Raw genomic sequence first — 12,944 nt, 5'->3', positions numbered from 1 at the left:
GTCGAACTGCGGGGGTGGGTCAGGCTTTGATGTAGCCGTTGGGGTTGAGTACGTACTTCTTGGCGGCGCCCTGATCGAACTCCGCGTAGCCGCGCGGTGCGTCGTCGAGGCTGATCGGCGTCGCCTTCACGGCCTGCGCGATCTGCACCTTGTCATGGAGGATCGCCATCATCAGCTGCCGGTTGTACTTCATGACGGGACACTGCCCGGTCGTGAACGACAGAGATTTCGCCCAGCCGGTGCCGAGGCTGATCGAGAGAGATCCGACCTTGGCGGCGTCATCGACGGCACCGGGATCGCCAGTGACGTACAGACCAGGGATGCCGAGAGCACCGCCCGCGGCGGTGATGTCCATGAGGGAGTTCAACACGGTCGCGGGCGCTTCGTGCGAAGCATCCGATCCGTGTCCGCGCGCCTCGAAGCCGACGGCATCCACGCCGCAATCGACTTCGGGAACACCGAGGATCTGCTCGATCTGATCCTTCGGGTCTCCCTTCGAGACGTCCACCGTCTCGCATCCGAACGACCGGGCCTGCGCGAGACGATCCTCATTCAGATCGCCGACGATCACGGCCGCAGCTCCCAGAAGCTGCGCGCCGACCGCCGCGGCGAGACCCACCGGACCCGCGCCAGCGATGTACACGGTCGAGCCGGGGCCGACCCCGGCGGTGACCGCACCGTGGAAGCCGGTGGGGAAGATGTCGGAGAGCATCGTCAGATCAAGGATCTTCTCGAGTGCCTGGTCGCGGTCGGGGAATTTCAGCAGGTTCCAGTCCGCGTAGGGGACGAGCACGAACTCGGCCTGTCCGCCGACCCATCCGCCCATATCGACGTACCCGTATGCGCTACCCGGCCGGTCGGGGTTGACGTTCAGGCAGATGCCGGTCTTTCCTTCTTTGCAGTTCCGGCAGCGGCCGCATGCGATGTTGAACGGTACGGAGACAATGTCGCCCACCTTGATGAACTCCACATCCGGACCCACTTCGACGACTTCGCCGGTGATCTCGTGTCCGAGCACGAGGCCCGCAGGTGCTGTCGTCCGCCCGCGCACCATGTGCTGGTCGGAGCCGCAGATGTTCGTCGCGACCGTTCTGAGGATCGCGCCGTGCGGCACTTTCCTGCCCACATTCTCCGGGTTCACCCCCGGTCCGTCTTTCAACTCGAACTCCGGATAGGCGGTGTCGATCACTTCGACGACTCCCGGCCCTTTGTAGGCGACCGCTCGATTGTCCGCCATGTCAGGTCTCCGTTCCCGGGCAACGCCGCCCGTTGTTCGCTGTGGGTTCGTGCCTTGAGCTTCCTCTATCCGTCCGAGTAGCGGTATCGCCCCGTTGGGCCGTCTTCCCCACCCGAAAGGATGGGCACTACGGTGGGGGCATGCTCGACGACGACGTGCGCGCACAGGATCTCGCGGATCCCGCCTCACTCCGGCACGCCCGGACATCGGCGGGTGAGCGCATGGAGGTGCTCACCGAGCTGATCGATGAGTACTCCACAACACTCGAATCAATCCTCGCCGTCCTCAGATCAGGAAAGGTCGATGATGGCGCCGCACGCTCGGCGGCCACAGCGGTGGCAGCATCCGGCCTGGTGCATCTCCGCACCGCCAGCGACCGCGTGCGCACATCGACGGAAGAACCCGTGACGACGGCTTTCGAGCGGCTCCGCGAAGACCTTCGCCCGCTCGTGCACTACCGAGACATCGATGTGCAGTTCGTCGAGCCACCCGAAGACGGGCGCCCGTTGCCGAGTGAAGTCGCGCACGGAGCACGTGCCGTGGTGCGGGGATCGGTGCTGGCGCTGCTCGAGAGTCCGGAAGTGGGACGGGTGCGAGTGCAGTGGGATTGTGACGGGACTAACCTGCTCATCGACATGCGCGACGACGGGCATGGCGACATCAGGGCCGAATCGGCGTCGGTGCAATCGGTCAGTCAGCGCATCCACGCACTCGGAGGCCGTATCTCCCTCACCGCGACACCGGGGTGGGGAACGGAGATCGCGATCGTCATTCCGCTCGATCCACCGCATGCGGCGCCAGGAAGTGCGGATGCGTGGGACCTGCGCCCGCGAGAGCACGATGTGCTCCGGCGGCTCGCCGCAGGACGACGCAATCGCGAGATCGCCGCCGACCTCGGGATCAGCGAGAACACCGTCAAGTTTCATGTCGCGAACGTCTACCGCAAGCTCGACGTGACGAGCCGGTCCGAGGCGACGGCACTCTTCCTGCGGGCGTGAGTGGGCGTGACGGGCGTGACGCCGCGAGAATTGCTTTGCCGCACGAGACGGGTGCTGGCAACACATGTCTCACGCCGCAAAGCAATTCTCACCAGCTCCCCGCCGCGGTTCTGCCCACGGCGTCCGCGCGGGTCACGCGGGCCTGCGCCGGTACTCACCGGCCGCGACGGCATCGAGCACCACGCTGCGGAACCACTTCTGCGCCGGGGACAGGCTCGCCTCGCGCCGGGTGTACAGCGAGACGGGCGTCGACTGCGCGGGCCACGGAAGATCGGTGATCCGCAGTCCCTGGAACCATCCGCTGAACACCTCGGCGACGTGCCGCGGCAGCAGCACGACGAGGTCGGTGGCCTGCAGCACAGCGGGCACGGTCGCATACTCCTCGACGGTGAGCGAGACCTGCGGCATGAGTCCGTGCTCGGTCAGCGCCTGCAGCGGGAACACGTGGCCACCGCGGGTCGAGACGCGCACGAAGTGGCGGCCGACGAACATGTCGGGCCCGGGGTCGGGCAGCGGATGCGCGACTGACGTCAGCGCCACGTACTCCACGGCGCGCACGTGTGTGCGCCACAGCCTGGGGCTGCCGATCATCGACACCGTCATCGCGAGATCGATCGCCCCGCGGATCAGTCCGTCTTCGACCTGGTCGGCATCCAGACGCTCGACCTGCAGATGCGGGCCCGATGCTTCGCGGGCGAGTGCCTCCATGATCGGAGGCAGGAAAGTCTGCTCGCCGATCGAGGTGAGACCGAGTGCCAGTTCACCGCTGAAGCCGGCCGGTTCGAAAGCATCCGGATCGCTCACTGCCTGATCGATCTGCGCCAGTGCCTCGTGCAACGGCGCGAAGAGCGCCGTCGCTTTCGCGGTCGGAACCATGTCGTGTCCCTCGCGACGGAACAGCTCATCGCCGAACTTTTCGCGCAGGCGCCGCAGTGTGTAGCTGACTGTCGGCTGCGTCACGTGCAGGCGCTCGGCGGCGGCCGTGACGCTGCGCAGCTCGTAGAGCACGACGAAGGTGCGCAACTGGTTGAGATCCGCCATGGCCATGTATAGAGCGTATCTATGGTTCTGGCGCAAAACATCTATTGGACTGTATAGAAACGGCGACCTAGAGTCAGGAACAACAGCACCCGAGTGACAAGTGACAAGGACGACACGCGTTGATCATCGACATCCACGGCCACTACACGACAGCTCCCGCACAGGTGGGCGCCTGGCGCGACCAGCAGATCGCCTCCACCAAGGGCGAGGGCGACGCTCCTGACCCCGCTGCGCTCAAGGTCAGCGACGACGACATCCGCGAGAGCATCGAGAAGAACCAGCTCCGTTTGATGAACGAACGCGGCAGCGATCTCACCGTCTTCAGCCCTCGTGCGTCGTTCATGGCGCACCACATCGGCGACCTCGAGGTCAGCGCGACCTGGGCACGCATGTGCAACGATCTCGTCGCACGCGTCAGCTCGCTGTTCCCCGACCGGTTCATGATGGGCGCCATGCTCCCGCAGTCCCCCGGCGAGGACCCGAAGACCACCGTCGCAGAGATCACGCGCGCCGTCGAGGAGCTCGGGGCAGTCACGGTCAACATCAACCCAGACCCGTCGGCAGGCCGTTGGACGTCCCCGGCAATCACCGACCGCTCCTGGTACCCGATCTACGAGAAGCTCGTCGAGTACGAGCTGCCGGCCATGATCCACGTGAGCTCCACCTGCATGCCGCAGGTGATGCACACCACCGGCGACCACTACCTCAACGCCGACACGACCGCATTCATGCAGTTGATCCGCGGCGGTGACACCCTCTTCAAAGACTTCCCCGACCTGAAGCTGATCATCCCGCACGGCGGCGGTGCGATCCCTTACCACTGGGGGCGCTTCCGCGGACTCGCGATGGCACTGGGCAAGCCAGAGCTCGAGGAGTACCTGCTCGATAACGTCTACGTCGACACCTGCGTCTACCACCAGCCCGGCATCGACCTGCTGACCGACGTCATCCCCACCAAGAACATCCTGTTCGCGAGCGAGATGATCGGCGCCGTCCGCGACATCGACCCGCGCACCGGTCACTATTTCGACGACACCAAGAAGTACGTCGACGCGACGACGAACCTCAGCGACTCGCAGCGTCAGGCGGTCTTCGAGGGCAATGCCCGCGACGTCTACCCCCGCCTCGACCGTGCCCTCAAGGCCCGCGGTCTCTGAGAACGAGAGAAGAAAATGCGACTGAACAACCTCGGAATCGTCCACACCAGCATCCAGCGTCCCGACCCTGACGACGTTGCGCGTCTGTCGAAGTTCGGCGTGGCGACCATCCACGAGGCCATGGGCCGCGTCGGCCTCATGCGCCCCTACATCCGTCCCGTCTACAAGGGTGCGGCCATGTGCGGCCCCGCCGTCACGGTGCTGCTGCAGCCGGGTGACAACTGGATGTTCCACGTCGCCGCCGAGCAGGTGCAGGAGGGCGACGTGATCGTCGCCGGCTGCACCACCGAGAGCGAAGACGGCTTCTTCGGAGACCTCCTGGCGACGTCCCTCACCGCTCGCGGTTGCAAGGGCCTCGTGATCGACGGGGGCGTCCGCGATGTCGAGGACCTCGAGAAGATGGGCTTCCCGGTCTTCTCCCGCGCCATCAACTCCAAGGGCACGGTCAAAGCCACCCTTGGTTCGGTGAACGTGCCGGTCGTCGCAGCGAACGCGCTCGTGAACCCCGGCGATGTCGTCGTCGCTGACGTCGACGGAGTCGTGGTGGTTCCGCGCGAACTTGTCGGTGCCGTGGCTGATGCCAGCCAGAAGCGCGAGGACAACGAGGCATCCAAGCGGGAGAAGTTCCGCGACGGCGTGCTCGGCCTCGACCTCTACGGTATGCGCGAGCCGCTGGCAGCCGCCGGCCTCGAGTACGTGGAGGACTGAGATGGCGCACGGGGACCCTTCGACAGGCTCAGGGACCGGAGGTTCGACAGGCTCAGGGACCGGGGGCGGCAGCATGACCAAACCCGTCACGGGCGACTTCACCAAGACTGAAGGCTGGCTGGACTGGTACGACGGCCCCACGAAGCCGACCTTCCAGCTGCCTGCGGGCGCTGTCGATGCGCACTGCCACGTCTTCGGACCCGGAGCGGACTTCCCGTACGCACCGGAGCGCAAGTACACGCCGTGCGACGCTTCGGCAGACCAGCTGTTCGCCCTGCGCGACCAGCTCGGCTTCGACCGCAACGTCATCGTGCAGGCCACCTGTCACGGCGCCGACAACTCGGCACTCGTCGATGCGCTCACCCGCAGCGATGGGCGCGCACGCGGCGTTGCCACGGTACGCCGCGATGTGACCGACGAGCAGCTCGCAGAGCTGCACGCAGCGGGCGTGCGCGGCGTGCGCTTCAACTTCGTCAAGCGCCTCGTCGACCGCATCCCGACCGACTCGCTCGACGAGATCGTCGCGAAGATCGCCCCGCTCGGATGGCACGTGGTCATCTACTTCGAGGCCGACGACCTTCCTGAGCTGTACGACTTCTTCTCGCGCATCCCCACCGATGTCGTCGTCGATCACATGGGCCGGCCCGACGTCACGAAGGACGTCGACGGCGACGAATTCGCACTCTTCCTGCGCTTCATGCGTGAGAACCCCAACGTGTGGACCAAAGTCTCGTGCCCAGAGCGGCTCAGCGTCACAGGTCCCCGCGCACTCGATGGCGAGCAGCACGCGTACACCGACGTCGTGCCGTTCGCCCGCCGCGTGGTCGAGGAATTCCCCGACCGCGTGCTGTGGGGCACCGACTGGCCCCACCCCAACCTCAAGAACCACATGCCCGACGACGGGCTGCTGGTCGATTACATCCCGCAGATCGCGCCGACCGCCGAACTGCAGCAGAAGCTGCTGGTCGACAACCCCGGCCGCCTGTACTGGAAAGACTGAAGGAGAACGACATGGCACTCGACAAGCCGTACAAGGACATTCCCGGCACCACGATCTACGACGCCGAGCAGGCGCGTAAGGGCTTCCACCTGAATCAGTTCGCGATGTCGCTAATGAAGCCCGAGAACCGGGTGCGCTTCCTCGCCGATCAGGCCGCCTACCTCGACGAGTGGCCGCTCAATGCGCGGCAGCGCCAGGCCGTGCTCGACATGGACATGAACACCATGATCGCCGAGGGCGGCAACATCTACTTCCTGGCCAAGATCGGCGCCACGCACGGGCTGAGCTTCCAGCAGATGGCGGGCTCTATGACCGGGATGAGTGAGGCTGCGTACCGCGACATGATGGTCGGTGGTGGTCGCCGTCCGGAGGGTAATCGTCTGAAGGATTTGGATGGGTGGACGCCGCCTGCGCCGGGTGAGAAGGCGGATACGTTCCGTCCGGATGCTCCGGCGAAGTATACCTCTGCGGTGTTCACCTCGCACGTGCCGGCGATTGGTGCGGCGATGGATCTCGGTAAGACGGAGGAGCCGTATTGGAAGAAGGTGTTCGACGGGTACCAGTGGACGCGCAGTTGGCAGAAGGAGTCCAAGCCTGACGTTGTGATTCTGATTTACAACGACCATGCGACTGCGTTTGACGCGTCGATCATTCCGACGTTCGTGCTGGGCACCGGCGCTGCGTATGCGGTTGCTGATGAGGGTTATGGTCCTCGTCCGGTTCCCGGCATCGAGGGGTATCCGGAGCTTGCCGCGCATCTGGCGCAGTCGATCATTCAGGATGATTTCGATCTCACGCTCGTCAATGAGATGGTCGTCGATCACGGATTGACGGTGCCGCTGTCGCTGGTGTTCGGTGAGCATGGCACAGAGGATCAGTGGCCGGTGAAGGTCATCCCCCTCGCTGTCAACGTCGTGCAGTACCCGGTGCCGTCCGGGCGTCGCTGCTACGAGCTTGGTAAGGCGTTGCGGCGTGCGCTGGATAAGTGGGATGGCCCGGAGTTGAATGTGCAGATCTGGGGCACGGGCGGGATGAGTCACCAGTTGCAGGGTCCGCGTGCGGGGCTGATCAATGAGGAGTGGGATAACGCGTTCCTTGATCACTTGATCGCTGACCCGAAGGGTCTGACGGAGTGGTCGCACATGGAGTATGTCGATGAGGCGGGCTCGGAGGGTATTGAGCTGGTTGACTGGCTGATTGCTCGTGGGGCGATGGATGACCAGTTCGGTGGTGAGGCGCCGTCGGTGGATCACCGGTTCTATCACGTGCCGGCATCCAACACCGCTGTCGGACACCTCGTCCTCAGCAACCCCACCGCCTGATCGCTGCGAAAAGGAGACCGTATGACTGACAAGACCCGCATCGCCGTCGTGGGCGCCAACGGCGCCTTCGGAATGAAGCATCTCGACGGCCTCGCGAACATCGAAGATGCCGAGGTGACCGTCGTCGCCGCCACCTCGCAGGAGAAGGCGGATGCTGTCGCCTCGAAGTACGGCGTTGCGAACGCCGTCGTCGGGCTCGAGGCGGTCCTCGAGCGCGACGATGTGGATGCTGTCATCCTCGCCACTCCAACCGGCCTGCACTCGGGTCAGACGCAGGCTGTGCTCGCCGCCGGCAAGCACGTCCAGGTCGAGATTCCGTTGGCGGATTCGCTGGCGGATGCAGAGGCAGCATTGGCTGCGGCCGAAGCATCCGACCGCGTAGCGATGGTGGGGCACACCCGCCGGTTCAACCCCTCGCACCAGCTCGTGCACAACCGGATTTCCGCTGGTGAGTTCAACGTTCAGCAGATGGACGTGCAAACGTACTTCTTCCGCCGCACGAACACGAACGCCAAGGGCGAAGCGCGCTCCTGGACCGACCACCTGCTGTGGCATCATGCCGCGCACACGGTCGACCTGTTCGCGTATCAGGCGGGCAAGATCGTCGAAGCGCATGCGGTTCAGGGTCCGATCCACCCGGAGCTCGGCATCGCCATGGACATGGGGATCCTGCTCAAGAGCGAGACCGGCGCGATCTGCACGCTGTCGCTGTCGTTCAACAACGATGGACCGTTCGGCACGTTCTTCCGCTACATCGGCGACACCGACACCTACATCGCCCGTTACGACGACCTCTTCAACGGCAAGGAAGAGCAGATCGATGTCTCGGACGTCGCGGTCAGCATGAACGGCATCGAGCTGCAGGATCGCGAGTTCATCGCCGCTATTCGCGAGGGCCGCGAGCCCAACTCCTCGTTGCGTCAGGTGATCGACTGCTACCGCGTGCTCGGTCAGCTGGAGGAGCAGCTCGCGTGAGCTTCCTTTCCCCCAACCCGCAAAACCACGCCGAGACTGCAGCGAGCCGCCGCAGTCTCGGCGTGGTTTTGCAGTCTCGCATGGGCCTCGGCTGCATGAATCTCAGTCACGCCTACGGCATCCCGCCCTCTTCCGAAGATGGGCTCGCGGTGCTGCGCACGGCGCTCGACGACGGAGTGACGCACCTCGACACCGCCACGCTCTACGGTGCCGGTCGCAACGAGGAGCTCGTCGGTCAGGCTCTCCGCGGGCGACGCGATGAGGTCATGCTCGCGAGCAAGGGCGGCATGGCTATGGTCGAGGGCACGAAGGTGATCGACGGCCGGCCTGACACTCTGCGGGCGCAGGTGGATGCTTCGCTCTCCCGTCTCGGGGTCGACCACATCGACCTGTACTACCTGCACCGCTGGGACAAGAAGGTGCCCATCGAAGAGAGCGTCGGCGCGCTCGCGTCTGCGGTGGAGCAGGGCAAGATCGGTGCCATCGGACTCTCTGAGGTGTCGGTGGCGACCCTGCGCAAGGCGCAGCAGGCTGCCCCGATCGCCGCGGTGCAGAACGAGTACTCGCTGTGGAGCCGCAACCCCGAACTCGGGATGCTGGATGTGACGGCCGCCGACGGGATTGCACTGGTCGCGTTCTCGCCGGTGGCACGCGGATTCCTCAGCGACTCGGTCGGCGACCCTGCCGATCTCGCGGAGAAGGACATCCGCCGGTCGATGCCGCGTTTCTCTGCGCAGAACTGGCCCGCGAACGAAGCGCTGCTGCCTGCGTGGCGTGGACTCGCCGCGGAGGCCGAGTGCACCCCGGCGCAACTCGCGCTCGTCTGGCTGCTCTCGCGCGGCGAGCATGTCGTGCCGATTCCCGGCACAACCAGCGTTTCGCATCTGCGTGAGGACTTCGGGGCGCTGGATCTCTCGGTGGATGCTGCGCTGCTCGCGCGTGCCGGCGAGCTGATCAGCACGGCTACGGTCGCAGGCCCCCGCTATGCACCGGGCCCCGCCGCTGAGGTGGATGCCGAGACCTTCGAGGCAGACGCATGAAAGCCATCTCCTCGATGGCAACACGGCACGTGCTCGCCGATCTGGCGGCCGCGGCCGCCGAGGCGGGTCTGCCAGAAGTGGAGATCGAGTCGGTCGGGGGAGTGGATGCCGCTGCCCGCGTCGCCGACGGTGACGCCTTCGACCTCGTCTTCCTCGCATCGGGGGCACTGACGAAGCTCGCATCCAGCGGGCACGTGTCGGGCACTGTCGTGCCTCTCATGCTGTCGCAGACCGCGGTGGCCCTGCCGTCCGACTCGTCCGAGCCGGCCACGCGGCCGGAAGGCCCGGCCTTCGCGGATGCTTCGGAGCTTCGCGAGGCGCTCCGCTCCGCGAACCGGATCGGCTACTCGACCGGACCCAGCGGCACTGCGCTGGTGAAGATGATCGACGGGTGGGGGCTGACGCTCGAACTGGACGAGCGCCTCGTGCAGGCGCGGCCTGGTATCCCGGTTGCGAAGTCGCTCGCAGACGGCGACGTCGACCTCGGGTTCCAGCAGCTCAGCGAGCTCGTCGGCCAGCCCGGCGTGCGCATCCTCGGTGTCATGCCTTCTGACTGCGCGATCGACACCGTGTTCGCCGGGGCTGTGGCCGCGGCATCCGACTCTCCCGAGAAGGCGGCTGAGGTGCTGACCTTCCTCGCGTCGGACGCGGTGCGGGGCATCAAGGAGCAGCACAGCTTCGGGATTCCTGACGCGCCAGCATCCACCACCCCATCTGACGCATGACGTAACGTGTCGTGATCCTTCGACACAGTAGATGCCGCGCGGCATACCGCGCGGCATCCTCGTGTCATGAGCGAATCCCGTCCCCTCCGGTTCAACGCGTTCGTGATGAACACGAACTCGCACATCCAGCACGGACACTGGCGCAGGCCTGAGGCCGCGCAGGTCGATTTCGAGGACGTGCAGGTCTGGATCGACCTCGCGAAGACCCTCGAGGCCGCGAAGTTCGACGCGATGTTCTTCGCCGACGTCTCCGGTCACTACGGCGATGCGGATGCTGACTACGAGGTGTATGTGCGGCACGGGCTGCAGATTCCCAGCAACGACCCGACGGTTCTGCTCGGCGCGCTCGCGGTGGTGACCGAGAATCTCGGTCTCGCGCTCACCTCGAACGTGGCCCAGAACCACCCGTTCAACTTCGCCAGGCAGGTCTCCACGCTCGATCACATCTCGCGGGGCCGGATCGCCTGGAACATCGTCACCGGTACGCAGGACAACGGGGCGCGCAACTTCGGCCTGCCCCAGCTGACCGACCACGCCGAGCGCTACCGCTGGGCCGAGGAGTACGTCGACGTCGTCTACAAGCTGTGGGAGGGGTCATGGGATGAGGGCGCGATCCTGAAGGACAAGGAGAGCGGCGTCTATGCCGACGTCACGAAGGTGCACAAGATCTTCCACGAGGGCGAGCGCTACCGCGTCGAGGGCCCGCACCTGCCGTCGCCCTCACCTCAGCGCACACCGCTGCTGTTCCAGGCCGGGGCATCGGAATCCGGTCGCCGGTTCGCCGCCCGGAATGCCGAGGCGGTGTTCATCCTCGCGCCCACCCCTGAGACCGCCAGGTGGCAGATCGACGAGACGCGGGCGCTGGCCGTGGAGTACGGGCGCGAGCCCGATGACATCAAGTTCTTCCAGGGGCTGACGTTCGTCATCGGCGACACCGAGGCCGAGGCACAGCAGAAGGTCGATGAGTACGGGACGTGGTCGAGTGAAGAGGGCTTCCTCGCGCACGCCGCGATCGTCGACCCGACGGGTCGCACGTATCCGCCGGAGACCGAGCTCAAGGACGTCGACACCAACACGATGAAGGGCTTCACCGAGCTGCTGCGCCGCACGATCACCGATCGCGAGCCCACCGTCGCCGATGTCGCATCGCGGATGACCCGCAACAATCTGATCGTCGGAACGCCCGAGCACATCGCCGATGAGCTCGAGCGCTGGCAGGCAGCCGGCGTCGACGGGATCAATGTCGTGAACGCGGTGATCCCCGGTTCGTTCGAGGAGTTCGCCGACAAGGTGCTTCCTGTCCTTCGCGAACGGGGCCTCGCGCAGAGCGAGTACGCGCCGGGAACCCTGCGCGAGAAGCTGTTCGGCGCACCGCGGCTCAATGAGCGCCACCCGGCCGCACGTTATCGCGGCGCGTTCGCGAGCACGCGCACCGCACAGCCGTCGGTTGCAGTCGCAGAAGCCGCGCAGGTCTGAGCGCCGCATGTCGACGACCACGGCGCCGCTCACAAGGACATCGACGGCTGATCTGCTCGCGATATTCCGTCCCATCTTCGAACGCATTGCCGCAGGTGCCGCAGAACGCGACACCTCGCGCCGCAATGTGTACGAAGAGGTCGAGTGGCTGAAGCAGGCGCGCTTCGGTGCGTTGCGGGTGCCGGCCGACGAGGGCGGATTCGGGGCGACGCTCGAACAGGAGCACGCGCTGCTGATCGAGCTGGGGGCAGCGGATTCGAACCTGCCTCAGATCTGGCGCAACCACTTCGCGTTCGTCGAGGATGTTCTCTTCGACGACGAGAGCGGCCGCAACGAGCAGTGGAGGGCGCTGATCGCTGAGGGAGCACTGTTCGGCGGCGCATGGTCGGAGGCCGGTGGCGACGCCTTCTTCGACATGCGCACCAGGCTCGCCCGCGCCGACGGCGGCGCCGTGCTCAACGGGCAGAAGTTCTACAGCACCGGCAGCCTGTACTCCGACTGGGTGAGCGTGCTCGCCAAGGGGCCGGATGCTGACGACGTGAGTCTCGTGCTGATCGAGGCGGATGCCGCGGGCGTGACGCTTGTCGACGACTGGAACGGTGTCGGTCAGCGCCTCACCGGCAGCGGGACGACGACCTTCGACGAGGTCGCGGTCCCCGCAGGGCGCTGGTACCCGTTCGCCGAGCGCGCGCGGTACCAGGAAGCGGTGTATCAGCTCAATCACCTCGCAACGCTCGCGGGAATCTGCCGTGCGGCGCAGCGCGACGTGACCGATGCGGTTCGCTCCCGACTGCGCAACTACCCACAGGGGCTGGCGGCAGAGCCGCGCGAGGACGGCCAGATCCAAGAAGTGGTGGGCCGCGTCTCGGCGCTGGCGTCGTCGGCTGAAGCATCCGTGCGGTGGGCGGCGCGGCAGCTCGATGATGTGGTCGAGGTGCTCCGTGACGATCCGGCATCCGAAGCCCCCGACGTGGTCGAGGCGCTGCGCGCGGCAACCATCTCGGTGTACGAAGCACAGCTGACGGTGACCGATGCCGCGCTCACTGCGGCGACAGTGCTATTCGACGCCCTGAGCTCTTCAGCGCTGTCTGAATCACGGGCGCTGGATCGGCACTGGCGCAACGCCAGAACGGTGGCCTCACACAATCCGCGCGTGTACAAGGCGCGCATCGTCGGCGATTGGCACCTGAACGGCACCGACCCGACAGCATCGTTCCTCGGTTCGGCGGTGAAAGCTGCCGCCGTCTGAGATAGTGTGAGGCGCT

General features: G+C 65.8%; 12 protein-coding genes. 10 read left to right on the top strand and 2 right to left on the bottom strand.

Features of this window, described 5'->3' with window-relative positions; translation table 11 throughout:
• Nucleotides 1-19: 19 nt before the first annotated feature.
• Nucleotides 20-1,237, bottom strand: a complete 1,218-nt coding sequence (fdhA, locus tag ACN0RC_RS04945) for a formaldehyde dehydrogenase, glutathione-independent (RefSeq protein ID WP_417509376.1) — start codon at nucleotides 1,235-1,237, stop codon at nucleotides 20-22.
• A 140-nt stretch (nucleotides 1,238-1,377) separates the two neighbouring features.
• Between fdhA and ACN0RC_RS04940 the strand changes: the two genes are divergently transcribed.
• Nucleotides 1,378-2,235, top strand: a complete 858-nt coding sequence (locus ACN0RC_RS04940; protein ID WP_417509374.1) for a helix-turn-helix transcriptional regulator — start codon at nucleotides 1,378-1,380, stop codon at nucleotides 2,233-2,235.
• A 132-nt stretch (nucleotides 2,236-2,367) separates the two neighbouring features.
• On the opposite strand, the gene ACN0RC_RS04935 is transcribed toward ACN0RC_RS04940, so the two are convergent.
• On the bottom strand, nucleotides 2,368-3,282 hold the full coding sequence (locus tag ACN0RC_RS04935; protein WP_417509372.1) for a LysR family transcriptional regulator: 915 nt from the start codon (nucleotides 3,280-3,282) through the stop codon (nucleotides 2,368-2,370).
• Between the two features lie 113 nt (nucleotides 3,283-3,395).
• Between ACN0RC_RS04935 and ACN0RC_RS04930 the strand changes: the two genes are divergently transcribed.
• From ACN0RC_RS04930 to ACN0RC_RS04890, 9 genes are all read left to right on the top strand, one after another.
• The gene (locus ACN0RC_RS04930; RefSeq protein WP_417509370.1) at nucleotides 3,396-4,433 is read left to right on the top strand and encodes an amidohydrolase family protein; all 1,038 of its coding nucleotides are present in this window, start codon (nucleotides 3,396-3,398) and stop codon (nucleotides 4,431-4,433) included.
• Between the two features lie 15 nt (nucleotides 4,434-4,448).
• Nucleotides 4,449-5,141 (top strand): 4-carboxy-4-hydroxy-2-oxoadipate aldolase/oxaloacetate decarboxylase, encoded by a 693-nt coding sequence (gene ligK / locus ACN0RC_RS04925; RefSeq protein ID WP_417509368.1) that lies wholly within the window; start codon nucleotides 4,449-4,451, stop codon nucleotides 5,139-5,141.
• Nucleotides 5,142-5,214: 73 nt separating this feature from the next.
• Nucleotides 5,215-6,141 (top strand): amidohydrolase family protein, encoded by a 927-nt coding sequence (locus ACN0RC_RS04920; RefSeq protein ID WP_417509366.1) that lies wholly within the window; start codon nucleotides 5,215-5,217, stop codon nucleotides 6,139-6,141.
• Nucleotides 6,142-6,152: 11 nt separating this feature from the next.
• Nucleotides 6,153-7,463: a protocatechuate 4,5-dioxygenase subunit alpha/beta gene (locus ACN0RC_RS04915; RefSeq protein ID WP_417509364.1), complete on the top strand. Its 1,311-nt coding sequence runs from the start codon at nucleotides 6,153-6,155 to the stop codon at nucleotides 7,461-7,463.
• Between the two features lie 21 nt (nucleotides 7,464-7,484).
• Nucleotides 7,485-8,438 (top strand): Gfo/Idh/MocA family oxidoreductase, encoded by a 954-nt coding sequence (locus tag ACN0RC_RS04910; RefSeq protein WP_417509362.1) that lies wholly within the window; start codon nucleotides 7,485-7,487, stop codon nucleotides 8,436-8,438.
• Between the two features lie 80 nt (nucleotides 8,439-8,518).
• On the top strand, nucleotides 8,519-9,478 hold the full coding sequence (locus tag ACN0RC_RS04905; RefSeq protein ID WP_417509654.1) for an aldo/keto reductase: 960 nt from the start codon (nucleotides 8,519-8,521) through the stop codon (nucleotides 9,476-9,478).
• Nucleotides 9,475-10,203: a substrate-binding domain-containing protein gene (locus tag ACN0RC_RS04900; RefSeq protein WP_417509360.1), complete on the top strand. Its 729-nt coding sequence runs from the start codon at nucleotides 9,475-9,477 to the stop codon at nucleotides 10,201-10,203. Before ACN0RC_RS04905 ends, ACN0RC_RS04900 begins: the two co-directional genes overlap by 4 nt.
• Nucleotides 10,204-10,269: 66 nt before the next feature.
• Entirely contained in the window at nucleotides 10,270-11,679 is a 1,410-nt protein-coding gene (locus tag ACN0RC_RS04895; RefSeq protein ID WP_417509358.1) for an LLM class flavin-dependent oxidoreductase, read from the top strand.
• A 7-nt stretch (nucleotides 11,680-11,686) separates the two neighbouring features.
• Nucleotides 11,687-12,928 (top strand): acyl-CoA dehydrogenase family protein, encoded by a 1,242-nt coding sequence (locus tag ACN0RC_RS04890; protein WP_417509356.1) that lies wholly within the window; start codon nucleotides 11,687-11,689, stop codon nucleotides 12,926-12,928.
• The last annotated feature ends 16 nt before the right edge of the window (nucleotides 12,929-12,944 follow it).

Origin of the sequence: Microbacterium sp., from assembly GCF_048259935.1 — a bacterium.
Taxonomy (GTDB): Bacteria; Actinomycetota; Actinomycetes; order Actinomycetales; family Microbacteriaceae; genus Microbacterium.
This window is presented reverse-complemented; position numbering and strand designations above follow the sequence as displayed.

What these genes read in the sequence shown, in the direction of transcription:
- fdhA (WP_417509376.1), bottom strand. Translation starts at nt 1,237, where the DNA reads ATGGCGGACAATCGAGCGGTCGCCTACAAAGGGCCGGGAGTCGTCGAA.
- ACN0RC_RS04940 (WP_417509374.1), top strand. Translation starts at nt 1,378, where the DNA reads ATGCTCGACGACGACGTGCGCGCACAGGATCTCGCGGATCCCGCCTCA.
- ACN0RC_RS04935 (WP_417509372.1), bottom strand. Translation starts at nt 3,282, where the DNA reads ATGGCCATGGCGGATCTCAACCAGTTGCGCACCTTCGTCGTGCTCTAC.
- ligK (WP_417509368.1), top strand. Translation starts at nt 4,449, where the DNA reads ATGCGACTGAACAACCTCGGAATCGTCCACACCAGCATCCAGCGTCCC.
- ACN0RC_RS04920 (WP_417509366.1), top strand. Translation starts at nt 5,215, where the DNA reads ATGACCAAACCCGTCACGGGCGACTTCACCAAGACTGAAGGCTGGCTG.
- ACN0RC_RS04915 (WP_417509364.1), top strand. Translation starts at nt 6,153, where the DNA reads ATGGCACTCGACAAGCCGTACAAGGACATTCCCGGCACCACGATCTAC.
- ACN0RC_RS04910 (WP_417509362.1), top strand. Translation starts at nt 7,485, where the DNA reads ATGACTGACAAGACCCGCATCGCCGTCGTGGGCGCCAACGGCGCCTTC.
- ACN0RC_RS04905 (WP_417509654.1), top strand. Translation starts at nt 8,519, where the DNA reads ATGGGCCTCGGCTGCATGAATCTCAGTCACGCCTACGGCATCCCGCCC.
- ACN0RC_RS04900 (WP_417509360.1), top strand. Translation starts at nt 9,475, where the DNA reads ATGAAAGCCATCTCCTCGATGGCAACACGGCACGTGCTCGCCGATCTG.
- ACN0RC_RS04895 (WP_417509358.1), top strand. Translation starts at nt 10,270, where the DNA reads ATGAGCGAATCCCGTCCCCTCCGGTTCAACGCGTTCGTGATGAACACG.
- ACN0RC_RS04890 (WP_417509356.1), top strand. Translation starts at nt 11,687, where the DNA reads ATGTCGACGACCACGGCGCCGCTCACAAGGACATCGACGGCTGATCTG.